15 protein-coding genes and 4 pseudogenes are annotated in these 24,018 nt (G+C 59.8%); 14 read left to right on the forward strand and 5 right to left on the reverse strand.

Annotated elements, in window-relative coordinates; genetic code table 11:
• Window positions 1–3,361 precede the first annotated feature (3,361 nt).
• A pseudogene (gene xopAD / locus A6B35_RS37285) lies at window positions 3,362–9,172 on the forward strand (XopAD/skwp family type III secretion system effector); the annotation flags it as partial.
• Window positions 9,173–9,313: 141 nt separating this feature from the next.
• On the opposite strand, the gene A6B35_RS37290 reads toward xopAD, so the two are convergent.
• The gene (locus A6B35_RS37290; RefSeq protein ID WP_156788653.1) at window positions 9,314–9,736 is read right to left on the reverse strand and encodes a HoxN/HupN/NixA family nickel/cobalt transporter; all 423 of its coding nucleotides are present in this window, start codon (window positions 9,734–9,736) and stop codon (window positions 9,314–9,316) included.
• Between the two features lie 195 nt (window positions 9,737–9,931).
• On the opposite strand from A6B35_RS37290, the gene A6B35_RS37445 reads away from it, so the two are divergent.
• Complete coding sequence (locus A6B35_RS37445) at window positions 9,932–10,276, forward strand: Ulp1 family isopeptidase (RefSeq protein WP_342342500.1); 345 nt, start codon at window positions 9,932–9,934, stop codon at window positions 10,274–10,276.
• Between the two features lie 121 nt (window positions 10,277–10,397).
• Here A6B35_RS37445 and A6B35_RS36980 read toward each other — a convergent pair whose 3' ends face one another.
• Window positions 10,398–10,547, reverse strand: coding sequence for a hypothetical protein (locus A6B35_RS36980; RefSeq protein ID WP_006206560.1), 150 nt, complete (start codon window positions 10,545–10,547; stop codon window positions 10,398–10,400).
• 245 nt (window positions 10,548–10,792) lie between these two features.
• Here A6B35_RS36980 and A6B35_RS36985 point away from each other — a divergent pair.
• Window positions 10,793–10,999: pseudogene (locus A6B35_RS36985) on the forward strand (hypothetical protein); the annotation flags it as partial.
• A gap of 154 nt (window positions 11,000–11,153) precedes the next feature.
• Here the strand turns inward: A6B35_RS36985 and A6B35_RS35185 are convergent.
• The 3 genes and pseudogenes from A6B35_RS35185 to A6B35_RS33000 form a co-directional block, all read right to left on the reverse strand.
• Window positions 11,154–11,333 (reverse strand): Ulp1 family isopeptidase, encoded by a 180-nt coding sequence (locus A6B35_RS35185; protein ID WP_081482321.1) that lies wholly within the window; start codon window positions 11,331–11,333, stop codon window positions 11,154–11,156.
• 154 nt (window positions 11,334–11,487) lie between these two features.
• Window positions 11,488–11,681: pseudogene (locus A6B35_RS37670) on the reverse strand (recombinase family protein); the annotation flags it as partial.
• 987 nt (window positions 11,682–12,668) lie between these two features.
• The gene (locus tag A6B35_RS33000; RefSeq protein ID WP_040583823.1) at window positions 12,669–13,025 is read right to left on the reverse strand and encodes a hypothetical protein; all 357 of its coding nucleotides are present in this window, start codon (window positions 13,023–13,025) and stop codon (window positions 12,669–12,671) included.
• 2,139 nt (window positions 13,026–15,164) lie between these two features.
• Here A6B35_RS33000 and A6B35_RS36025 point away from each other — a divergent pair.
• From A6B35_RS36025 to A6B35_RS33045, 11 genes and pseudogenes are all read left to right on the forward strand, one after another.
• Window positions 15,165–15,338 (forward strand): hypothetical protein, encoded by a 174-nt coding sequence (locus A6B35_RS36025; RefSeq protein ID WP_156788644.1) that lies wholly within the window; start codon window positions 15,165–15,167, stop codon window positions 15,336–15,338.
• A 339-nt stretch (window positions 15,339–15,677) separates the two neighbouring features.
• Window positions 15,678–15,836 (forward strand): hypothetical protein, encoded by a 159-nt coding sequence (locus A6B35_RS36030; protein ID WP_156788645.1) that lies wholly within the window; start codon window positions 15,678–15,680, stop codon window positions 15,834–15,836.
• Between the two features lie 383 nt (window positions 15,837–16,219).
• Entirely contained in the window at window positions 16,220–16,399 is a 180-nt protein-coding gene (locus A6B35_RS37675) for a carbamoyltransferase C-terminal domain-containing protein (protein WP_050900869.1), read from the forward strand.
• Entirely contained in the window at window positions 16,315–16,872 is a 558-nt protein-coding gene (locus A6B35_RS35210) for a carbamoyltransferase C-terminal domain-containing protein (protein WP_157999230.1), read from the forward strand. Before A6B35_RS37675 ends, A6B35_RS35210 begins: the two co-directional genes overlap by 85 nt.
• A gap of 489 nt (window positions 16,873–17,361) precedes the next feature.
• Window positions 17,362–17,856 (forward strand): calcium-binding protein, encoded by a 495-nt coding sequence (locus tag A6B35_RS33020; RefSeq protein WP_006205558.1) that lies wholly within the window; start codon window positions 17,362–17,364, stop codon window positions 17,854–17,856.
• 479 nt (window positions 17,857–18,335) lie between these two features.
• Window positions 18,336–19,169, forward strand: coding sequence for a YopJ family acetyltransferase (locus A6B35_RS33025; protein WP_006205559.1), 834 nt, complete (start codon window positions 18,336–18,338; stop codon window positions 19,167–19,169).
• Window positions 19,170–19,273: 104 nt separating this feature from the next.
• A pseudogene (locus A6B35_RS37680) lies at window positions 19,274–19,411 on the forward strand (transposase); the annotation flags it as partial.
• Window positions 19,412–19,440: 29 nt separating this feature from the next.
• The gene (locus tag A6B35_RS37685; RefSeq protein ID WP_354494741.1) at window positions 19,441–19,983 is read left to right on the forward strand and encodes a transposase; all 543 of its coding nucleotides are present in this window, start codon (window positions 19,441–19,443) and stop codon (window positions 19,981–19,983) included.
• Window positions 19,984–20,088: 105 nt separating this feature from the next.
• A complete protein-coding gene (locus tag A6B35_RS33035; RefSeq protein WP_006205561.1) occupies window positions 20,089–20,841 on the forward strand; it encodes a carbonic anhydrase in 753 nt (250 codons plus the stop codon).
• 64 nt (window positions 20,842–20,905) lie between these two features.
• Complete coding sequence (locus A6B35_RS33040) at window positions 20,906–22,666, forward strand: type I secretion system permease/ATPase (RefSeq protein ID WP_006205562.1); 1,761 nt, start codon at window positions 20,906–20,908, stop codon at window positions 22,664–22,666.
• Window positions 22,663–23,973 carry an HlyD family type I secretion periplasmic adaptor subunit gene (locus A6B35_RS33045; RefSeq protein WP_006205563.1) on the forward strand — a complete coding sequence of 437 codons (1,311 nt, stop codon included), beginning with the start codon at window positions 22,663–22,665 and terminating at the stop codon, window positions 23,971–23,973. Before A6B35_RS33040 ends, A6B35_RS33045 begins: the two co-directional genes overlap by 4 nt.
• Window positions 23,974–24,018 lie beyond the last annotated feature (45 nt).

Here is a 24,018-nt window from a genome sequence, read left to right on the forward strand (position 1 = left end):
GCCTTTCGGTGGACCAAAATTCAATCTTTTAGGAAGAACGATATCCCGGTCAAACGCAAGTATCTGAGAGTAATTGTTCTCCTGGCCGATCTCGCACCCGGTTCCTTTGAAATCATAATATTTGCCGAGGAAGGATAAAATTGCAAAATATTCAATTGACGTATTTCTTTATCATCCCGAGGCAGTCGGCAACCTGCAAATCCGTTAGGTGAAATATTTGAGCCGGATACCTCAGTATAGGCCTCAGCAGGTATTCGGTTGACGAATTTTAGATTGTGTCCGTGGACATTCTAATCCTTCTGGTTGTCGCGAGGTTTCTCCCAGATCGCCCGCGCTATACCCGAATTCGGCTGTGCGCAGGTCAGGTCTACGTCAGGTGCAGGGGATAAGTTCGATGCCACAGCGCACAATTGAGCAAAACCAGAGCGCGCGCACAATTGTGCCAAAGATGACGATCCCCGCTTGCCGGCTGTGGCGAGTCGCGTCTCGTCGGCGCAACGCAAGCAGTTCCGCCCTGCGGTGTTGAAACAACGCAGTTGAGGACGCCGCAGCGGCAACGTGTGGCCAAGCGTTCTAATCGGCGCATTCACAATTACTTGGGAGACGAATTTTGAAAAGAGTTGACCGGAGTTTGAATGCGCCCAGCGGACAAGACACGCACCGGCCCCATCCGGAATCAGATCTTGACGGTGGAAAAGATGGCTCGACGTTCAGTTCCGTCGTCCAGGGCTTGCGCCCTGAAAATCGAGAGTTAGGGGCCCCCTCCGGTCAAAGGCCACCTTCGGCCAGCGATGTCCGGCGCGGCCCCTCAACCGATCCCTCCGTTAATACGCGTGAGCGCCAGGCCGGTTCTCGCTACTTGCCGCACAGGGACGCACCAAACTGGGAAAAAAGTTCGTCGCGTTCCGGTGCGGAGGGCCGCGATGCCGATCAGTCCAGGGCATCACTACGAAGTGCCTCTTCCCCGCACAGGCAATCCGTATCCGGCCTGGACCATAGACCGAAAAAGCGGCGCCTGGATAGCGGCGCCACGCAGAGCACGCAAAGTGCAATATCCGGCCTGGACCACAGACCAAAAAGGCGGCGCCCGGATAGCGACACCACGCAGAGCACGCAAAGTGCAATATCCGGCCTGGACCACAGACCAAAAAGGCGGCGCCTGGATAGCGGCGCCACGCAGAGCACGCAAAGTGCAATCTCAGAACAACAATCTAACGCAGCTCTAGACGCGATTTATTTCGCCCGTGACATCGTTGGATTCTCGCGTGCGGTGGTGGAGTATGACAAACGGCTGCAAGGGGCGGGCGACGGGATCCATGCAGCCTTCATGCAAAAGGCCGCCGCCCAGTTCAGAAGTCAATTTGTCCCTTGCTTTGAGGACGATATCCGCCGCGGGAAATCATGGGGCTACGCCACGGCATGTAACGCGGTGAGCCGCGAGGCTGGAGGTCAGGAAGGTGTCGAAGCTTGCAAGGCGATGGCTGCTCGGGTGGCGCAGCTTCATGGCACGTTGGCGCTCCGAGTCGACCCCAAAGCTCTTTCGCTCTTCGCTTCATCATTTGGTCGGCATCCGCAGTCGAAGACATGCCGCAATGGAACGATCAGCATCGCCGAATTTTGCCGCGATGAGGGCAAGGCACTTGGGGTGCTGAAAAGTCAAAGTCTGGCGTTGCTGGTGAACGGTTTCAGTAAGTGGGCGCAGCGGTCGGAAACTCGTGAGGGCACGGAAGCCGTCGCCAGGGAGGTCGGTTCTCGCGCCGACCGCCGTGTCCAGCTCTCTGATTTTACTACGCAAAACCTGGCGAACCTAGTGAACGGCTTCGGCAAGTGGCCGGAAGAGGAGTGGTCTCGCCAAGCCACCGGAGCGATTGCCGATGAGGTGCTCCGTCGTGACCACCGTGCCCGGCTCTCTGATTTTAATCACCAGGACTTGGCAAATCTGGTGAACGGTTTCGGCAAGTGCCCGGAAGAGAAGGTCTTTCGCCAAGCCACAGTTGCGATCGCGGGCGAGGTGCTCCGCCTCGACCGCCGTGCCCGGCTCTCTGGATTCACTCAGCAGGAGCTGGCGAACATGGTGCACGGGTTCAGCAAGTGGCCGCAAGAGGCGGCGTCTAGCGAAGCCGCAGGCGCGATGGCCGGTGAGGTCATCCGTCGTGACCGCCGTGCCGGGCTCGCTGATTTTAGTCACCAGGACTTGGCGAACATGGTGACCAGTTTCAGCAAATGGCCGCAAGAGGAGTGGTCTTGCCACGCCATCGGAGCGATTGCCGGTCAGGTCGGTCGCCGCGTCGCCCCCGGCGAGTTCGGGCTCTCTGATTTTAATCACCAGGACCTGGCGAACATGGTGAACGGTTTCAGCAAATGGCCAGACGAAGCGGTCTATCGCCAAGCCACAATCAAGATCGCCAGAGAACTCTCTCGGCGTGACCGCGAGGAAGGGCTCGCTGATTTTACTCCGCAGGAGCTGGCGAACCTGGTGAACGGGTTCAGCAAATGTCCGGACGATGCGGACTATCATGAAGCCACAGTCGTGATAGCCCGTGAGGTCATTCGCCGCCGCGCCCAACTGCCTAGTTTTGCTTACCAGAATCTGACGAACCTGGTGAATGGTTTCAGCAAGTGGCCACAACAGGCGGACTGTCGCGATGCAACACTCGCGATCGCCCGTGAGGTGACGCGCCGCGACGACCAGTCATCTCACCTTACTCAGCAGGCGCTGGCGATATTGGTGAACGGGTTCAGCAAGTGGCCGCAGGAGGCCGAGTGTGGCCAAGCCATGGTCGCGATCGCCGGTGAAGTCACGCGCCGCGCCGCGCGCGGCGACGGGCTCTCTGACTTTACCACCCAGGGACTAGCGAACATGGTGAACGGTTTCAGCAAATGGCCGGATGCATCGAACTGTCGCGACGCAACGGTCGTGATCGCACGGGAGATTCTTGGCGGTGATGTCTGGCTCTCTAATTTTACTTCGCAGGAGCTGGCGAACCTGGTGAACGGCTTCAGCAAATGGCCGAAAAAGGAATGGTCTCGCCAAGCTGCCGGGGCGATCGCGAGCGAGGTTCTTCGCCGCGGCGTCCGACTACGTGACTTTACTCACCAGCATCTGGCCAATCTGGTGAACGGTTTCGGCAAATGGCCGGAGGCACCGGACTGTCGCGACGCCGCGGTCGCAATCGCCGGTGAGGTCTTTCGCCACGCCGACCAATTCTCTCGTCTTACTCAGCAGGGGCTGGCGACATGGGTGAACGGGTTCAGCAAGTGGCCGCGAGAGGCGGTCTGTCGCGATGTAACACTCGCGATCGCCGGTGAGGTCTTTCGCCGTGACGACCCGTTGTCTCATCTTACTCAGCAGACGCTGGCGATGTTGGTGAACGGGTTTAGCAAATGGCCGCTAGAGACGGCGTTTCGCCAAGCCACAGTCGCGATCGCCAGTGAGGTCAGTCGTCGCGCCGCTCGCGGCGAGTTCGGGCTCTCTGATTTTAATCACCAGGACTTGGCGAACCTGGCGAACGGATTCAGCAAGTGGCCGCAAGAGGCCGAGTGCCAGCAAGCTACGGACGCGATAGCGCATGAGGTCCTTCGCCGCGACGCCCGGCTCTCCGATTTTACTCACCAGCATCTGGCTAATCTGGTGAACGGGTTCAGCAAGTGGCCCAACGGGGCGGATTGTCGCGAGGCGACAGTCGCAATTGCGGAGGAGATCTGCTGGCGCCAGCTCTCCGATTGTTCTCCGCAAGAACTAGCGAACTTGGTCAACGGATTCAGCAAGTGGCCGGAAGCGGCGGCATCCCTGCAAGCCACAGTCGCAACGGCGCATGAGGTCCTCCGCCGCGGCGCCGGGCTTCGTGATTTCAATCACCAGGACCTGGCTAATTTGGTGAACGGGTTCAGCAAGTGGCCGGAAGAGCCGGACTGTCGCGCCGCAGCCGTCGCAATCGCCAACGAGGTCCCTCGCCGCCAGCTCTCTGACTTTGCTCCCCAGGGACTAGCGAACATGGTGAACGGTTCAAGCAAATGGCCGGAAGCACCGGAGTGTCGCGCCGCAGCCGTCGCAATCGCCAACGAGGTCCCTCGCCGCCAGCTCTCTGACTTTGCTCCCCAGGGACTGGCGAATATGGTGAACGGTTTCAGCAAATGGCCGGACGCCCCAAACTGTCGCGACGCAACGCTCGTGATCGCACGCGCGGTTCTTGGCCGTGATGTTATCCGGCTCTCTGATTTTAATTCACAGGGGCTGGCGAACCTGGTGAACGGTTTCAGCAAGTGGCCAGATCAGGCGAGGTCTCAGCATGCCACAGTGGCCATCGCGCATGAGGTCCTCCGCCGCGCCTCCTCGCTCTCCGATTTTACGCACCAGGAGTTGGCGAACCTGGTAAACGGTTTCAGCAAGTGGCCAGATCAGGCGGGGGCGCAGCAAGCCACAGTCGCTATTGCGCTTGAGGTCCTCCTCCGCGCCTCCTCGCTCTCCGATTTTACGCACCAGCAGCTGGCGAATCTGGTGAACGGTTTCAGCAAGTGGCCGGAATCGCAGGACCCGCGCGACGCCACGTTTGCGATCGCGGGTGAGGTCCTTGGCCGCGCCGAACTCTCTGATTTTGCCCCGCAAGGACTGGCGAACCTGGTGAACGGTTTCAGCAAATGGCCGGACAGCGAGGATTGTCGCCAAGCCACGACCGCAATCGCCGGGGAAGCCGGTCAGCGCCAGCTCTCTGATTTCGCTCCGCAAGGAGTGGCGGCCTTGATGAACGGGTTCAGCAAGTGGCCGGAAGAGGCGGCGTGCCGGCAGTCGACGATAGATATCGCGCGAGCATTGGGTACTCGAGAGCAACGATTCGGTGTGTTCACCGCACCTCAGCTGAGTATGCTCGCCAATGCTCTGTCGCGAATGATCATGAGGGCAGAGGAAAGTGGGGACATTACGGACGCCGCACTGCCGAAGGATCGATTGCACAAGCTCGCACACTACCTGCACTATGATAATGATCGCCTAGGGCAGGCTAACGTTCTGCACATCACAACCATTTTCAAGGCGCTGGGTAAGGCTCGGTTGTTCGATGATCTCGGTTTGCTCGCACCGACAGGTTTGAATCTGCTCTCGGAATTGCGTAAAGCCCCTGATTTTACGACCCAGAACGATCTGGAAACTATGGGCAATCTGTGTACTGCTCTGCTGCCGCTAGCGCGCAGCCCACAGAAGCCGCTGCGCTGGCACCGCACGCAAGCCCTCAACCTGCTCAACGACCTCCAACCCGCGATAGAGCAGAAGATCGAGGCGCATCTGAACGCAAGCGATGCCGAGCGCACCCGTGGACCGCTTGCGAGCCGCTGCCCCGCTCTATCGATCTATCAGACGCTCAAGACCCGTGCAGTCCTAGAGAGATTGTTCAGGCCACCGTATGTCGAGGGCAAGAGGTCCGACTTGCGGGTGAGGCAGCAACGGCTGGAGAGCAAGACCAAGGAGATCCTGGAAAGGACGCGGGGCCTCATTGAAAGCGACCTATCCAGCATGAGCTGGAACCTGATCGCGCAGATCGAGGCCGACAGTCCAGTTGATGCGCTGGACTTATTCATGGAGCAAGATGCGGAGGCGATCCAAGCGCAACATCCTGCATCGTTCTTCGACGTGCATCAGGTCTTACGAACCATGGATCACGAGCCCAGATCGCCGCAGGGTGACGCGGGACTGATGCAGTTGCCGGTGGTGGACATGTTGGGGCGGAAAGTGGCCACGGAGCCGGAGAGACGGTATTCGATTTTTCATCGCTTGACTGCTGGGGCAGTGAATGTCGTTGCGGTGCAGCTTCCAGGAACCCCGAGCGCCTTCATGCTGGCGCGTACGGTGAGCGTCAACGGTGTGCCATACCGCGCGGATCTGTTCGGCGGCAGCAAGCTAAAGCCGCCGCGATTGACCGTGTCTCGGATTGCGGCCCGTGCTCCAGGCGAGCTGGCAAAACCTACCGGGGGAAAGCTGCTGGCGATTCCGTATGCCGAAACCGCACCGGGCACGGCCTTTGAGCAGCTGTCGCGCGCCTGGGCCCCTTTCAAAGAGGCCTATTATTATACCCAGCGCAGAGGTTTTGCGGCGCCTCCAGCGATTAAAGGTATATCTCCGCACGACTATGCGCTGGAAGGCGCCTTCAAATTGGTGTTGCTGCCAGACCGTCCTGCCAACGAGGAGCACCCCTTCAAGCTGACGGGGCCGAAAGGCCCGATCGCCTTGCGACCGCATGACGGCTGCGGTTTCATCAGGGCCTCGCTGGCCAACCTTATGCCAGCTGTTCGTCGCGGCGGCGAACAGGAAAGTCCTGACCGGGTGCTTGCCTTTGGCGAGGGAAGGAAATCACTCCTGCCAAGCTCGGCGTTGCAACATTATCCGCGCGCCGAAAAAGTGGCGGATGAGGCCCGCGAAAAGGCCAAGTCCTGGCTTGAAAGCCGACAAAAGCGCGAGTTGACGTCCGAAGAGCTGTTTCGCGTCGTGACGGCCGGACACATTGATGGCCTCGGCGCGGTAGCCGTACCGTCGGGCGATGGCTACCTCCATGTGCCAACGCTCAAGAGCGAGACGTTAAGCGGCGGTGGCGTGCTGATCGGGCGATCTCCTTATGACAAGCCCAACCTGCGCCCGTTCGCCCCCGACCAGGTCAGATCAGCCGTTGACGGAGGCCCGACTACGGCGTTTCTCGATCAGTGCGTGACCATTCAATACAGTTTCAATGTCGCCCAGAAGTCGGGGCAGGAACTGGCGACCGACGATCCGACTTTCTTTGCCAAAGGGCTTCTGATCGTGGTGCCGGACGAGATGTGGCCGGCCGACTTCGCCGACCAGGGGCTGGTGATGTCCGCCGAGGACGTCAAGTGCCATTCGAACTGGACCACGGGCAAGGACCGCGTGAAGGCGGACACGCCGGTCGACTGCGTCGGCATTCTGCAGGCGACCGAGGTGTTCGCTCCGGGCTCGCTGGTTGCCGTCCCGATCGGGGAGCAGAAGAAACTTGATGGCGACTTCGACGGGGATAGCCTCGTCATCATCGGCGACCGGCCGCAGCTTTACGAGCATGTCAGGCAATTCGATCAAGAGGAGCAGGCGCGCGGCCTGCGCTCGCTCAAGCCGCCAAAGTCGCATACCCCGGCGATTGAGGACGGTCGCTACAAGTTCGGTCGCGCCAGCCAGATCCTGGCGGCCACGCGCAATGTTTTGGAAATCTATACCGGCCTGCAACGAGGCTTTCTCGCTCAATCCCATGAAGCCCGGAAGTGGTTTGCCGAGCGTGCCATCTTTGGTACCTACGAGGGAATTCACCAAGAGCTCAAGCGAGACATTCGAGGCTTGTTGGAGCAGGAACAGGTCAGTGCTCAGAACGTCCAGGACAAGCTGGAGAAGGCGCGGCACGAGATCGAGCTGGCAGAGCATCCGGTCGCGCGCGAGATGGCCACGTTGCTCCTCACCGAGCTCGAGGCGTGGGCCGCGAGCTCGGATAAGCAAGACCTGCCCGAAACGGTCACCAGCGCGAGCGAGGGACATGTCGCAATGAGCCAACCGCTCTGCGAGCTGTTCCCGGAGCTGGCGGAGACCTTTTCGGCAACGGCTCAGCCACTCGACCGCATCCAGCTTCTCGTGGACCGTTACCCTTCGCGCATCGACCCGCGACCGGATGGTTACAATCCGCATGACCTCGTGCAAAGCGCAAGCAATCTGCTGAGCCTAGGCATCAAGGTCGGAACCGACGCCTATAAGTCCGACACTGGCGCGCACATCTTTATGTTCAAGAGCAGGCAGCTTCAGCGCTTGCTGCAACAGACACCAGGGTTGAAATCGGTGCCTTACGCCAAGAGCATTGCCGCTCCCCTCATCCAGGGTACCTTCGATGTCGATGCGACCCTGGAGGATCTGAAGGAAAATCCCAGTCTGGCGGCTTCAATCATGGAGACCTCGATCCACCTCGCGACGGAGCAGGGCATTTTGCGCAAACCCTCCGGCCGTCAGCCCGAGGCCGAGGATTCCGCCATGACGATCACACTGACCCGCCTGGAGGCCTCGGAGCGCGCCCAAATCGAAGCAGCCCGCGCTCAAACCGAAGAGAAGGACATCACCTTGACGGCAACTGCGGTCGCCGAAGCCCTCAGGAGAGCCGACATCAAGGTAAAGATGCCCCATCTCGCTCAGCGTTTGAGATCGGAAAGCTCGATGACAGGCCAGCTCATTGGCATGCAGGTCCCGTTTGAGGCCGGCACCCAGCTGATCGGCAACGCTGTGCGCCACGTCTTCGAACTCCCTGATGAAGATTTTACACGTGGCTTCAAGAAAGCCATTCTAGACTTCGACGAGAGCGGCTATGCCGAGATCAGCACGACCAACTGGTTCAGGACGCGATCGCCGACCTTCGTCGGCATCAAGACTGTGCTCGCCACGCCTGGCGGCTACCGCTTCGAGGTAGAGTTCCACACGCCAGACAGCTACAAGGCCAAGATCGACAATCACGATACGTACAAGGAGCTGCAGAAGCTGCTGGAGCTGCAGCGAGAGAGCGGAGAGTCCCTCGATCAGTCCATAGCCGAGCAACTGTTGGAGCGCGTGCGACAGGCCTGCAACAAGGTTGTCATCCCCGAAGGGGCCATAGGGATCCCCCACTGGGAGGCCGACGCGGATAGCACAGTTGTTGCCAGCCTAGCCCGTCGGCTGCAAGTGGCCCCGTCGAAACGCACGGGGCGGTCCCAGATCGAAACAGAAATTCTTGGCGCCCTGGGCACACGACCGATCGTGCTTGTTGGCATGAAGGGCGCCGGAAAATCTAGTTTTGGCCGAGCACTCGCCAAGCGACTAGGGCTGAGGTTCGTCGATTCCGATAAAGAGATCGAGGTGAAGACGGGCAAGTCCATCGCCAGGATTCTCGCTGAGGATGGCGAGGCGCATTTCAGGCATCTTGAGGTGAATAAGATCAGGCAGTCGCTCGAACAAGGGCCAGCGGTGCTCGCAACTGGTGGCGGAGCGTTCATGATCAAGGAAGTCCGGGATCATGTCGGCGAGAAAGCGGTCTCGATCTGGCTCAATACCAGCGAGGACGTGATCCGGCGGAACCTGAAGCACAACACCAGGCGTTCGAAGATGCAAACCGCCGACCAAGACCAGGCCGTCACAGAGCTGATGCACTTGCGCAATCCTACCTATAAGCTTGCCGATCTAACGATTGCCCTGCAGCACCAGCGGGATCTCAAGAGCGCGAATGTTTGCGTGACCGCGCTGCATGCCTACCTTTGCGGCAAGGAGGCGCCGGGCCTTGGCTCTGCCGGACAGATAGCCGATCGGATACTTGTGTCAGGAGCGCGGGACGATGCAGAACAGCGGGCGGAAAATACGGGCAATCAAGCCACGTCGAGCACGCAAGGCGTCAAGGTCCTCACTGATCCTTTCGCTGCGTCGCGCGCAGGTGAAATCCGCCGGTATGCCCTTCAGGATGAACAGATTGGCGATGCTGATCACCAGCAGGAACAGCGCCGAGATGCTGGTCTCGACGCCGCCGTCAATGCTGTGAAAATCCTCGAGGCGACCGGACACGTCCCTATGACACGCTTCTCCACCAACGGTGAGCCCACCTCCACGGCGCGGGAGCCGGACGGGCGCATTCTTCCCACCCCTCACGCTCGAGTTGCCCAGACGGATGAACCGGCCTCTGGCTCGGGCAGCGCACCGCAGGATCGGCCGGCGCTCGGCCCCACCGATTGGCTGACCGACGCCCATATCACTGCGGATTACGGGCTCCTGGGCCAGGAGTTGCAGGGACGTTCTCCGGATCTGGCTGCCCGGACGCGCCTCGTGGATCCCCTCATATCATATCAACTGCGCTTGATCCCCGAGCGCGATGCACTCGGCGAATTCCAGCGCATAGTCCATAATCAGAATGAGGAGGATACGGCCGACTTCCTGTTCCTGCCAGTGAACGATGGCCGTGCTGGCGTTCCTGATAGTGGCAGCCACTGGTCGCTGCTGCTCGTTGATCGCCGCGACCGGGAAAACCCGGTCGGCTATCACTACGACTCGCTGGGAGCGTACCACCGCCCCATTGCAACGGAGTTCGCAGCAAGGCTGGGCGCCAGCCTGCGGCCAGTGCGCATGGCCAAACAGCACAACGGTTATGATTGCGGCGTCTTCATGCTGGAGGCCACGCGGGAGCTGGCTCGACGGTTGGCGCAAGAACCGCGGCTGCGGCGCGAGTCCCTGCACCTCGACAATCTGGTCGCCGATCGCCAGGCACTCCAGGAGCGGCTCGCGCGAATTTGATGACGCGCTCGGGCTGATGGAGCTGGCTGGGGGCGCTCTCGCCGGCACCAGAGCCGGCCCAGAATAGCCTCCTCCTGAGGGAGGCGATTTCTGCGATGAGTTGTCCGGCGATGAAACGAAATCAAGTGGCCACGTCAAACTGTTTGGCGTGCTGTCGGGGATTGAGGTTGGTATGCCCTGTTTTTCTCGTGGCATGGACCGTGGCGCCATTCAGGATTGGCTCCGTCACGCCGTCCAGCCCCAGCATGGCGGCCTCGATGACGCTCGACATCGGCCCCGGGACAGGTCCCGCGCTGGAGCTCGGTCCGGAAACCGGCCCGTTCATACGGGCGCTGCTGTCGCGCGTGGGGCGGGAGAAGGTTCTGACGCTGATCGGATCCGCCCCGGATTTCGCAGCGCTGCTTAAGCGGCGGTTTCCCGCTGCCCGGATCTTCGAAATGGATGCCGTCGGCCTGCGCCATGTATCGCTGTTCCAGAGGCCAGTGTTTGGTGCCGCCGTCACCGGGCTGCCGTTCCGCCGACGCCGTATTGGACCAGCTTGTTCACAATGCCTATCGCATCGAACTCAACGGCGAGAGCTTGCGAAAACAGAAAGCCGTGACCACCAATCAACTACCCTGGCTTGACGCACACAACCGGTTCAGGTCAAAAACCTGCACGATCCAGGGGCACACTAACCGGACCGCATTGAAAGGCTTGAAAGATAAATTCTTGCGGTGGTGAGAAAGGACGACAGCGCTCGCCGCCTGAGAAGAATTCCCGGCGTGGTGCCGAAGCATGAGGGAAGCGATGGCGCTTGTAGCCGGCCGGCGAAGTGTTCATGCACGTGCATATATCGCGACGGCTCCTCACGGTGCGCCACCATGAGATCGCCCCCTCAGCCCAAACGGGGATCAGCCCTAAGCCGCTCCTGGAGTGCCTGGCGATCGGCGACCAGATTGTCGAGGTGCAGGGACCCGTGCCGCAGCCGCGGTTTTTGCGCCAACCGTCGAGTCAGCTCCCGCGTGGCCTCCAGCATGAAGACGCCGCAATCATAACCGTTGTGCTGTTGGGCCATGCGCACTGGCCGCAGGCGGGCGCCCAGGGGCCGAGCGCTAGCCGATCCTGCGGTGCGCTGCCCGAGCCAGAGGCCGGTTCATCCGTCTGGGCAACTCGAGCGTGAGGGGTGGGAAGAATGCGCCCGTCCGGCTCCCGCGCCGTGGAGGTGGGCTCATTCGGTCGAATCCGGCACGTGTGAAGCCGCCGGCCGCCGAGCGACCGAGGTCTTCGTCGACCGTCTCGATGCGAGACAATATTGCAGGGCGCTGCTCTCACGATTGTGGAGGACCTGATGGGCCGAGGATAGCCGAACATACAGGATCGCCTTGCGCTCCAGATGATGCGGCCTGATCTTCTCAGACATCATGGCGCGCCTCCTGTCGTTCCCGAGCGAGGTCGCCGTTGGCGTGGTCGAGGATCAGGCGGATCATCAGCTTCATCAGCGTCCGGCGCGTCTCGGCGGGCAGCGTCTGCCATTGCGGCGTCTTGCTGCGTCTCGACAGCGTGCGGATTGGAGAACAGATCGAACTGGTACCTGGTGAGCTGGCGCGGCATGGACATCTCCCCGATTCGCGTCGTGAGCGCCCAATGCTGCGCTCGAATCTCGCATTTGCGATGGGGTGCCCGAAGCGGGTGCTACATCCTGCAGCAGGGTCGCCAAGGCGCGTAGCGCAGCAATATCGACATGGGAGCGGCGCCAACCTGCCAGGCGGCACTAGCCGCCCGATCAAACATCCAGGCTGGAATCTCCAGCCACCGATCGGATCCCCGACCAGAGAGGCTGCAACGGAAACCCTCTCTACCAGCCTTCTCGACCACCTCATGAATATGGGCCAGGCTCCCGGCCCAAGGATGCCACGGGTAGAAAAGCTCGTGCTCCGCGATCCCGTGGGCGTTCTGTCGTCGTGTTGTCTAACGAGGTGCGCCCGCATGGGGCGATCGGGCACAAGGCCCCGATCTCGTTGCTTAATCCCGATGGCGCCGCCAGCCCGCCATCGTGAGAAAGCCGGGAAACTCTACCTTCCGGCGGTCTAGAGAATGGTATCGGGGTAACGAAAACAAATACTCTAATTGCTGATGGATGAAAGTTCAGCCGCAGGTCATTTTAAGCGAGGCATTATAGACGAGGCACAATTAACCCCAAACCCAAAGCCAGCCAAAGAAGCCACCCTCCGGAAAGTTCGGATGCTTCTTCAGGAGTTAACTCGGTTACTCCATAGGTTGACATAACGGTTTTCATTGTTGTCTCCCTTTCGAATGAGAAGATAAGTCAGTGACGACGGTTGGCAACTCAGGCCGTCGCGCAAAGGGAGTAGCAAGAGTTGCGCCAACGTTAGAGAAATAAAATCTGCATTTATTCAACGGCTTCTGAGAGTGCGGCGGCGCGCCCGCCGAACAAAACCGTGTCGCGGACGCGACAAACCCGACTGTAGAACTGGACGACGCAAGCGTACTCGGGCGAGCGGCAACGAGTAAATGGTACAAGTCCAGAACAATGAAGAGGTAGTGATCCGTCACTTGTCGCCCGCATCATCCGCTCGACCAGGATGGCGGTGTTGGCGCCAATCCCGGCTGCCTGACGGATCAGGTTCGCCGGTTTCGTGTTGGCGTAGCGCTGGTGCGCCTTGGGGATGTGCTCGTTGACGGTGGCCGCAGCGCTGCCGACGAGATCGGCGCCACCCTTGAGACCGCCAATCGCAAGCGAAAGCATCGCGAAGTTGCGGGTCCGCTTCGCCGGCGCTGGGGTTTCCGGCTCTTTCGGTCTGCACCGAGCCAACGTGTTGGCCAATACGGAGGGCGCCGTTCTTCAGCCCACTTCAGGATAAATACGAACGCGTGGACCGCCGTCCGTTTCTACGAACTCGCCCCTGTAGGGCACGCCGCGGATGTTGAAATACGTTGGGCGCCCGGGTTCCGGCATGAGGTGCTCACCCTCTAGTGCTCGAGCAAGGTAGTTCGGAAGCAAGCGTTCGCGGTGCTGCCATCCCCCGCGGATAAGATACCCAAGATCCGCTACACCCTGACTGGATGGCCCAGCTTCATTTATCTGCCGAGAGGATGACGCGGCTTCATCTCCCTGCCTGGCGCGAGGATGATGGATGAGACGAACGTCGCTGCGCCCTGCGGGCCCCAGCGTGACCGAGTACCGCTCACCGTTGATGTCGACCCGCCTTGGGCCGAACTGGTTTGGCAGGAGGTTGACGTTCTCCAAGACGTCTATCAGGATAGCCGAGGCGGATTGAGAGCCGTGGCGCCAGCCCTCGCCCACAACAGGCCCAATATCCGGCACCTCCTGCGGGGGCGTTGGTGGCCCGACGAACGAGGGCTGTCTGGTATGGCCAGGCACATAGTCATGCAGTCCATACGGTGTGGGTGGACTCAGATTAACGAGGGGCTCAAAGTCGCCATAGAAGTCTGACGACGCACCTGCGGCAGACGATGGTGTCGCTGGTTCTTGCATATACTCCCTGAACCAATTCCAGGCTCCCTCGCTTGGTGCGCCTGTGGATGGTGTTGCGGGACGCTCTTGCGAAGAGCTAGGCTGCGGGCCGCGGTGTGGTGCAGGCGACCATGATGCAGGTTCTTGCATATGCCCCCTGAACCAATTCCAAGCGCCCTCGCTTGGCGTGCCTATGGATGGTGTTGCGGGACGCTCTTGCGAAGAGCTAGGCTGAGGGCCGCGGTGTGGTGCAGGCGACCATGATGCAGGTTCTTGCATGTGCTCCCTCAACAAAGTCCAAGCGCCCTCGCTCGGGGAGGCTGGCATTGGGGGAAGCTCTTGCGATGACGCGGGCTGCCGAGCGGGAGTTAACCCCAGCATTTGGTTTGCATCGAGCACCTGTTGGTATCGCTGGAGCCTGAGCAAATCGGGCTTGATTTTGGTGTCCTCCGCTTGTTGCTTATACTCCTCAACATCTTGGGCGAGCCCATGGGTGAAGAGTCTGCCAGCCATGGCGCCCCTGCCATGCCCCTGCAGCCAATCACTCAGTCTGGAAAGACGACGAGCCTGTCTGTCGACGGTGTCCGGCTCAACCCTGCCTGTCGCCTTTTCCGCTGCAGCCCACATGTCGATGAGAGTCGCGTCTGCGGAATAGGGAGCCAGGCGGTGGCTGCTGGTCGACAAGACGTTTCCGGCCTGAACATCCCGAAGTTTGTTTAATGCTGCCTTGGTGCGCCTGGTACCGCTCTTGCAATCCGTCGCGTAGGCTTCCAAATCGCGCTCCAACCCAGGTTCGAGCTGAGGGTTGCCAAGCCTGCCCGCGATTGGCGCCCTCCCGTTCCTGCTAAGCCAGGCGCTGAAATTGCGCACGTCGGCTTGAGCATTTCGAATGGTGCCGTCGCTCATCCGGCCTGTGGCTCGGCTTCGAAACTCTTCCAAGAGCGCCTCGTCTGCGTCAAAGACACCGCGTATGCGGGACGGTTGCTTGGCGTGATACACTCGAACGCTCGTTGAAACGACCTCTTGCTGCACTGGAGCGCCAAACGCCTTGTCGCGGTGGCTCCCGCTGAACGCTTTCCCCACACCTGACTTGATGCGCGACCACAGTCCGCGGTTCTTGCCTTTCTTCGTCTGGACTTCGGGCTGCGCCACAGGTGACGAGGTGTAACGTGCGCTGCTGAACGGATCAGGACGAAGACTGGACTGCGGCGGCACTTGGCTCGTCCCTCCAAGGTGAGCTTGGGGGATGTCGACGCTGTGGCGGCTGCCGCTGAAATAGCTGTCACTCGGCGTAAACCGAGGCGGCGTCCGCATGGAAGCGCCCATGTCACGCCAGGCCCCTCCACCGCGCTTTCCGGAGAGTGCATCAGGCGAGCCATCCTCACCGGAGCTCTCATCAGAGGAACTGAGTTGCAACTCGCCAAGCTGCTCCTCAAAGCTCGTTCGCTGGCGCGCATGTTCCGATTGCTGGCCCGGCGGCCGTTGATAGTACGCTCGCGCGAATGCCTCCACATCAAAATCGAACAGGTTGAAGTTGTTGTTCGTTCGTTCCATGACACCTCACAAATCCGCACGGCAAACTGAAATCTGGCGCACGTCAAAGCGCTGAGTAAGCGGCGAAGCCTTCGGCCGATAATCCGGGTATCGGAATCTGAAACCAGCACAACGATGAATCGTATTCACCGCGACCAAGGCTACCGCCAGCGACCCTTACGCAGCATCGCCGCCTCGCTTCGAGGCTCCCATGCTAGGCGACGTAGCTGTTGACAGGCTGACGAGCCTCAGAAAATTGTCCGGGACGCCTGCGGCATGTCGCCGTTCCCGGCCAGGAATCCCTGTCACGTACGCTCTGATCTGGGTCGGATGGTGCGGCGATTTCTATGAAATCGATGGGTCCTGCAGGTCGTGCCTTTGGGAAAAGTGATGGCGAATCCTGGTGACAAATATGCTTTGCTTTATGCGCTCGTCGATCCGAATTTCACCTTGCCCAAAGAGCCAACGCGCTTCGAAGACGCAGGCAAGGTAATGGCGCTTGCGCCTGTGGGCAGACCGGATCGCCCGACAGCGACGAGCAGAAGCTGATCGATTTCCTGCTTCCAAGCGATGTGCCCCCGCTGCGCAAGGAGGATTTTCGGGATTCGCCCTACTACAACATTGGCGTAACCCATCAGAAGCTTACCAACCTCGCTAGGCGGGTTTCGGACGCCATCTTCCATCCGTTCCACACTTTCGCAAAACAGGAAGCTGGCAAAGGGCTTCCCGCTGCTGATTTCCGGCGGGTGTGGATTAAACTGCGAGTGGAATCGGCGTTGGCTCCGAAACGTATCTTTTTTCCGATGTTTTCATTCCGCTATGTACAAACGATACAGGCTCGGCGATTGGGACCGCGGTCGACGCGATGCGGCATTTCACCGGCAATGCGAAGATCAAATAGACCGTCTCTTCAGGCCAGCCTTTCACACTTGATGAAATTGACCGGGCTCGAGGTCCATCCACTCGACTACGGCCAGGTAGCCTCGGCGTTGCTCAGCGACAAGGTGATCGGCTGGGTGCAGGTGAATTGCGAAATCAGGCCACGGGCGCTCGGCAACCGGTCAATACTCGCGGCGCCTTTCGACTCGCAAAGGCAACCCATGAGCGTTTAAACCGCATCCAGAACCGGGAGGGTTTCCGCCCGATCGCGCCGGTGTGCCTGGAAGGGGACGTTGGGCTCCATTTCGACTTGGCACGCCCCTCGCCCTATATGCTTCTTTTCCACAGGGTTCTCGATAGCCGATTGAGAGCCGTCACGCACGTTGACGGCACAGCGCGGGTCCAGACCGTTTCGCAGGAGCAAAAACACCTGTTTCAGTTGCTAAATTCGTTCAAGGCGAAAAGCGGAGCCGGTGGACTTTGCAACACATCGCTGAACTTCAACGGTGGTGGCTTCATCAATCATGCATGCAAGCGACTTGCTGGCCTATGCCCGGGCATCAGGCCTCGACAGATCGCGATCAACGATGCCTTTTATCTTCTTAAGGAGGCCGCCCCCACGTCGTCGAGTGGACGGAGAAAGACCGTGAAGCGGGGGAAAAACATCCCTCCGAGCTGTCGCGGAAAATGGGTGATTGCGGTTTGAGAAGAGCGGGGTATCGAGGCGGGTGGTTGAAGCTTGCCAGAGCCTCACATGGCGAGGGTTAGGTTAAGTGAATGCATTAGGGCGGTACCGGCCTAATCGTATGACGCGGCCCGTTTCCGAGCTCGGTCAACCTCCATCCGGTCGCCGCTCTTGGCGGCTTCCGGAACCCGTGACGTCCCCGCCGGGACGGTGGTTGCGGCGACTTCGGTCAAACGGCTGACAGCAGTTCATCTGCATCTCGTGGAAACGTTGAGGCCCCCGCCGCGAGCATTATCATGAGGCACTCGACCTCGGAAAGGACCATGACCCCGCGATGGCAGTGCGAGATCGGATTGACAGCTCCGCACTGAAAGGGCCGTTTGACATACAATTCAAACGACGTGACAGCGCCGGGGGTGCAAGTCAGGTGACGGACAGCTTTGACGTGTACGTTGCGGCGGCAAGCGCGCGATGACCGCTCGCCTAGCAGACACAGCTAAGGAGAAAGACATGGCAATAATCCGCGGCACAGAAACCGACGATCATTTGATTGGGACGCCCGAGAGGGACTACATCCGCGGCCTGGGTGGAAACGACTGGATTTCCGGTGCCGCGGGCGCCGATAGTCTGGAAGGCAATCAGGGAGACGACACGCTTTTTGGTAACGCAGGCGACGATGTTCTGTTCGGTGATGAGGGCAACGATGCTCTGTACGGCAATGATGGCAGCGACACCTTCATCTTCAACAGCGGGGGCGGCAAGGATTCCGTGGGCGACTTCACGGTAGGGCAGGACAAACTGTACGTCGCGGAAGGGATCAACGACGTTGGTATTCACACGATTCAAGATCTTGCCAATCGCGTCCAGGAGGATGGCCCGGCCTCCGCGGTCGTTGACCTCGGAAAGGGTAATTCGATTACGCTCACCAATGTAAGTGCTAGCGACGTTCAGCATCACCCGGAAAAATATTTCTCCATCATACATACCGCCGATCTATACATCTGACTTTCTCGGCCAACCTTTCGGCCGAGAAACACGGCCGGGCACGGCGATCGCTATGGCACATCCTTTTTGCCTGCGGGGAGTCGCCGTCGCCCATGGCCAGTGCGATCACGGCTTCAAGGCAGTCCTTGCGGATGAACTCGTGGCGCCCGGTCGGGTGATCCTTTCGACAGAAGAGTAGATGAGTAGATATGGGCGGCTGCATTTCACGACTAAGCATACGGCGCGAGACCTCTCGGGATGATGGACGAGCCCAGGAAGCCGAGTTTGCTGCTCACGTAGATTCCGTGCGATCGAGTCCGCCTCGATCCAGTATTGAACAGGAGCACTCGTCCAGACCATCTCACGACGCCGATGACGGAACCGCATCTTGCCGTATTCGTCCGGCCCGCGTTAACGAGAAGCTCCAGCTGCTTGGGCAAACACTTGAGCGTGCCAGCCAAGCGGGAATTTCGTCCAGTCTAGTGGAATACGGTCGGCAAGTGGCTCGCTATCTGTCTGCCAACCTCCAGCCCGACGAGGAATTGTTGTCCCTTGATGTCGACAATATCGATTGCCTAGCGGATAACTATAATAGGCGCTACCCGGACCTTAATCTTAGGTATATGGGCTCGCCCGCCGAGTTTCTCGGCGCATTGGCGGACCGATCATCGGATGGTGCATGGCGCGCTGTCGTGCGGTTGGCAGACGGCGAAATGCACCACTTTGCTGCTGATGTTCGAACCCGCGCCGCAGCAGGACCGACGGTTATCGTGATGGAGCCGGCCGACCTCTATACCTTCGTCACCCCATACTCCAGATTGCGACGGGAAACGCTACAGCAGCTGGGAACGGAGCAGAAGTGGGCCTTTATCGGGGTTGGCGCGCAGAAATCTTCCAGCGATTGCCTGATGTTCGGCATGCAATTTGCGCTAGCGTCATACCAAAAATCGTCAACCTTCGATAACTGGCATGAAAATCTTCATCGGCATGGAACGATTGCCAACGAGGGGGATGTTTCCAGCGACTACTTTCCCTCACCCGACGCCATGTTGCAATATGCCGAGATAAACCTGTTTCACGGAGAAAAGTTGCTCCCGGCGCTGTTTTATAAGCACTCCCACTCCAGCAGAGTGATCGATGAGGTTGCAAGCAACCAACCTGGTATCAGAGACGAAGATGTGAGCACCAGCAGGCGCGACCCCAAAACGGAGTCGTTGGCCGGACGGCTCGAAGCCTTTGCTGTCCAGCGGGGCTCACGAGAATACAGCACATCTATCGAGACGTCGAGGGCGACCAAGATCCGCACGGCATTGGACAGGATGTTATCCGACTAGGTTCCGTGGACAAAGGTTGCTGACGAATCCGGGTTTTGCTTCAAGGCGCCGATGTGGAGGTAGCCTTGGGCGAACGGATCGGAGTGTCGGTCGAAGAGTAATCGCTGGTTGGGCCGCTTCTATCGTCTGGGCGGGGACGCAGGTGCCGACCGGTCCAAGACAGCCGGCTCTATTTCGAGGGTATGATGTGGATGGCGCGGACGGGATCGCAATGGCGACACCTGCCGGATGAATATGGCAAATGGAACAGCGTGTTTCGCCGCTGCCGACGATGGGTCGAGACCGGGCTTTTCGATGCCATGCTCGAAACGCTGGCCGAGATGGTCGAGCGAGACGTCAGCGCCGATATGATCGACAGCACCATCGTCCGGGCACATCATTGTGCAGTTGGCATAAAAAGGGGACTCAAGAAACCGAGACGCTTGGCCGATCGCGTGGCGGCTTCACCACAAAACTTCATGCCCGATGCGATGCCAAAGGCCGCCCGCTTGGCTTCGTTCTGACGCCCGGGCAGACGCACGATACGCAAGGAGTTGCCCCCTTGTTCCGGATGATCGCCGGCTTGCCGCCCAACCGCCTGATCGCTTCATGTTTCCACCCAAGCACAGCTCCGGGCTCACTCTCATCGAGGGCTTCGTCTCAAAGTTCGCCCGATCCGCCCTTCGTTACATCTGGGTGGCATCGAAGCACCGGCTCTAGCAGCGCATCATGGCAGGCATTGAGGACGTCAATCGCCATCCTGTCATTCACACTTGGTCCTACAAAGTCGCCGAAGCCGCTTGATATGATTCAATTCTTCGAAACGCTGAACTAGGCTTTCCCGCTTGCTCCAAGACCCTCAAGGCATGGAGCAACCTCGCAATCTCCTGGGATAGCCCCAATTGGAAAACATCAGTTTGCATCAAGGAGCGAAACAAATATGCATCGTCGGGATCTGATCAAAGGGTTCCTTGCGCTGAGCGCATGCCCGATCTACGCCCAGGCCGCACGCCCGGCGAGCACCCATTGGGGATATGCGGGCTCGGTCGGACCGGAGCACTGGGCCGATCTGGATAAGGAGAATTTTGTCTGCTCGGCGGGCACGCACCAGTCACCGATCGATATCGCCGGCGCGGTCAAGGCGGATATTCCGCGCATCGTCATCGGTTGGCACAAGGGCAGCGGCGGAATGGTGAACAACGGCCATACCATTCAAATCAATATGCCGGAAGGCAGCACGTTGGCCTGCAGGGATCGCGTCTACGAACTGGTACAGTTCCATTTCCATGCGCCGAGCGAGCATCACGTGGCGGGCAAGAGCTTCCCGATGGAAGCGCATTTCGTACATAAAGACACACAGAGCGATACTCTGGGTGTGCTCAGCGTCTTTCTGACGCCAGGCGCGAATAATGCCAATTTTGCCCGCCTTGCTGCGGCCTTTCCGGTGCGGCCAGGCAAGGAGATAGCAGTCGACGAGGTCGATCCCAACGGGCTTCTGCCGGTTTCGCTCAGCTACTGGATCTATGAGGGATCATTGACGACACCGCCCTGCACCGAGAGCGTCGAGTGGATGGTGGCCATGGAACCGGTCGAGGTGGACGCGGCGGACATCAAGCGCTTTACGACGCTCTACCCGTTGAATGCGCGGCCGATCCGTTCACCCAATCGGCGATTCATCCTGGGCCACAACTAAAGCGGCCCATAGCGGTGCGGCTACGCCACGCAGGGTGTGGTGTGAATTCTGAAAGGACTGCGACGTGACTTCACCTGCGCGTTCCCTCCCAGGCGATCCGCCGCGATTTACCCTCGCAACGGTTTTAGCGTCGTTCCAGCTGGCCTTCGCCGGCATTGGCTTGATGAGCGGTGTCGTCAATATCCTGGCGCTGACCGGCTCGTTTTTCATGTTACAGGTCTACGACCGCGTGATCCCGGGGCGCAGTATGCCGACGCTGGTCGGGCTGGCGTTGTTGGCCGGCATGCTGTACGCGTTCCAAGGTGCTCTTGAGCTAATCCGGTCGCGCCTGCTGGTGCGCATCGGCTTGGCGCTCGACGCCCGGCTTAGCAATCAAGTCTACTTGGCCCTGATGCGTTTGCCGCTTCGGACCAAACTTGATGGCGACGGCCTTCAATCCCTGCGCGACCTCGACCAGGTGAGATCGTTTCTGTCGAGTGCCGGACCGACCGCTTTTTTCGACCTTCCCTGGATGCCGCTCTATATCGGACTCTGTTTTCTGTTTCATTTCTGGATTGGGGTGACGGCGCTCGGCGGTGCAGTTGCCCTTTTCGCGCTGACCATGCTGGCGGAGATGTGGACAAGGGAGCCGACAAAAACGGCCAGCACCTATGCGGCAGTACGTAATGCTCTCGCTGAAGCCTCGCGGAAAAATGTCGAGGTACTCCAGGCGATGGGCTTCAGATCGCGCATTGCCCAGCGCTGGTCTGTCGCCAATACCGCATATCTGAACGCACAGTCCAAGGCGAGTGACGTGGCCGGAACGCTGGGCACGATTTCAAAGATTCTGCGTATGGTGCTGCAATCCGGCATGCTGGCCATCGGCGCCAGGCTCGTCATCCAACAGGAGGCGACCGGCGGCATCATGATCGCCAGTTCGATCATGATGAGTAGAGCGCTTGCGCCGATCGAACTGGCGATCGCGCATTGGAAGGGCTTTGTGTCGGCGCGTCAGAGCTGGAGCCGCCTGGCGAGACTTCTGGGGTTGCTTCCGGAGATGCAGACTACTGTAGTCCTGCCCGCACCCGCAGCTTCCCTGTCTGTCGTGGGTGTGAGCGTCTCCCCGCCCGGCGAGCGCCGTGTGGTCGTGCAGGATGCGAGCCTTGCTTTGATCAAAGGCGCTGGCCTTGGGATCATCGGGCCAAGCGCTTCCGGCAAATCCTCTCTTGCGCGAGCCATCGCCGGCATTTGGATGCCAGTTCGTGGCACCGTCAGGCTCGATGGCGCAACGCTCGATCAGTGGGGGCCGGAAGATCTCGGGAACCACGTTGGCTATTTGCCGCAGGACGTCCAACTCTTCGATGGGACGATTGCCGAGAACATTGCCCGTTTCGATCCGCAAGCAAGCTCTGAAAAGATACTGGCAGCGGCAAGGGCGGCCGGCGTCCACGATCTAGTCGTTCATCTGCCTGAGGGATACGACACCCGCATCGGCGAAGCGGGGTCCGCGCTGTCAGCCGGGCAACGGCAACGCGTCGCATTGGCTCGCGCGCTCTACGGTGACCCGTTCCTCGTTGTTCTCGACGAGCCGAACTCAAATCTCGATGCCGAAGGCGAGTCCGCATTGACTGAGGCGATCCAAGGCATTCGCAACCGAGGTGGCATCGCCATCGTGGTGGCGCATCGGCCGAGCGCCCTGGTCAGCCTTGATCAGATTCTGGTGATGGCGAATGGCCGCGTTCAGGCTTTTGGTCCGAAAAACGACGTACTGAACAAGGTTACCCGTCCGGTCCAAACGCGGGGGCCGCTGAAGGTCGTTTCGGTACCCGAAGAGGCTGGGGCATGATCGCGGACCGGAATGCCACGGCCGGACATGCCATCCGGCGCTATCTGCTCGCGGGTGTCGCGACCTGCATTCTGCTCGTGGGCGGAGTTGGAAGCCTTGCCGCCGTCACAGAAATTTCTGGCGCCGTCATCGCAACGGGAACGCTTGTAGTTGATTCAAACGTAAAAAAGGTGCAGCACCCCACCGGCGGTGTCGTCGGCGAAATCCGCGTCCGGGAAGGCGATGCCGTAAAATCGGGCGACGTATTGGTCCGCCTCGACGCAACGCTTGCCCGCACCAATCTCGCAATCGTCGCAAAGGGCCTTGATGAGTTCGAGGCACGCCTTGCCCGGCTCGAAGCAGAACGGGACGGGCGCGAGACTATCACCTTTCCACAACAGCTCGCATCAAGGGAAAACGATCCGGCCATCGCCCGCATCATGGCCGCAGAGCGATTGCTGTTCGAATTCCGACGGCGGGCGCGGATCGGCCAGAAGGCACAGCTTACGGAGCGCATCGCCCAGCTTGCCGAAGAGATTTCTGGCCTGACCGAGCAAAAGGGCGCAGATCAGCAGGAAATCGAACTGATCGGCACGGAACTCGAAGGCATTCGTAAGCTCTGGGAGAAGAAATACGTCTCGATCCAGCGGATGACCGCGCTTCAGCGCGATGCCATCAAGCTGGAAGGTGAGCATGGCCAACTGACCGCTTCGATTGCACAGGCGAAGGGACGCTGTGCGGAAATCGAGCTTCAGATCGTCCAGATCGACCAAGACCTCCACAGCCAAGTAGCGGCTGAACTCCGCGAGGTCCAAGGACGGATTTCCGAGTTTGTCGAGCGCAAGGTCGCAGCCGAAGACGAACTAAAACGCGTGGATATCCGAAGCCCGCAGGACGGTATTGTGCATCAGCTTGCCGTCCACACGGTCGGCGGCGTCCTCTCCGCAGGAGACCCAATCATGCTCATCGTGCCTGTCGCTGACAAGCTCACCGTTGAGGCACGCATCGCACCCCAGGACATCGATCAGGTTACGTCGGGCCAGAAGGCAGTCCTACGGCTTTCCGCCTTTAATCAGCAAACTACACCGCAGCTCACCGGCGTGCTTACCAGAATATCCGCCGATCTGACCATCGACGAGCGATCGGGTCTGGGTTTCTACACGGCGCGTGTCATGCTGCCACAGGAGGAACTCGCCAAGCTGAATGGCTTGACGCTGGCTCCAGGCATGCCCTCGGAGGTCTTCTTTCCAACCGCTGATCGCACCATGCTGTCGTATCTGGTTAAGCCTCTTTCCGATCAAGTACAGAGGGCTTTCCGCGAGGAGTAGATAGTGGAAAAGCAGGTCCCGACCTAAGAGGCGCTTCAGGCTTAA

The organism is Mesorhizobium amorphae CCNWGS0123 (assembly GCF_001686985.1).
Lineage (GTDB): Bacteria > Pseudomonadota > Alphaproteobacteria > Rhizobiales > Rhizobiaceae > Mesorhizobium > Mesorhizobium amorphae.

Bases quoted from the DNA above. Each gene is read 5' to 3' on its own strand.
- A6B35_RS37675 (WP_050900869.1), top strand. From the start codon at position 16,220: ATGAAATTGACCGGGCTCGAGGTCCATCCACTCGACTACGGCCAGGTA.
- A6B35_RS33035 (WP_006205561.1), top strand. From the start codon at position 20,089: ATGCATCGTCGGGATCTGATCAAAGGGTTCCTTGCGCTGAGCGCATGC.
- A6B35_RS36980 (WP_006206560.1), bottom strand. From the start codon at position 10,547: ATGTCGAGCGTCATCGAGGCCGCCATGCTGGGGCTGGACGGCGTGACG.
- A6B35_RS37685 (WP_354494741.1), top strand. From the start codon at position 19,441: ATGGGTCGAGACCGGGCTTTTCGATGCCATGCTCGAAACGCTGGCCGA.
- A6B35_RS36030 (WP_156788645.1), top strand. From the start codon at position 15,678: ATGGCGAATCCTGGTGACAAATATGCTTTGCTTTATGCGCTCGTCGAT.
- A6B35_RS35185 (WP_081482321.1), bottom strand. From the start codon at position 11,333: ATGGCCCAACAGCACAACGGTTATGATTGCGGCGTCTTCATGCTGGAG.
- A6B35_RS33045 (WP_006205563.1), top strand. From the start codon at position 22,663: ATGATCGCGGACCGGAATGCCACGGCCGGACATGCCATCCGGCGCTAT.
- A6B35_RS37290 (WP_156788653.1), bottom strand. From the start codon at position 9,736: ATGGGCGTCGGTCAGCCAATCGGTGGGGCCGAGCGCCGGCCGATCCTG.
- A6B35_RS33000 (WP_040583823.1), bottom strand. From the start codon at position 13,025: ATGCTTTCGCTTGCGATTGGCGGTCTCAAGGGTGGCGCCGATCTCGTC.
- A6B35_RS33020 (WP_006205558.1), top strand. From the start codon at position 17,362: ATGGCAATAATCCGCGGCACAGAAACCGACGATCATTTGATTGGGACG.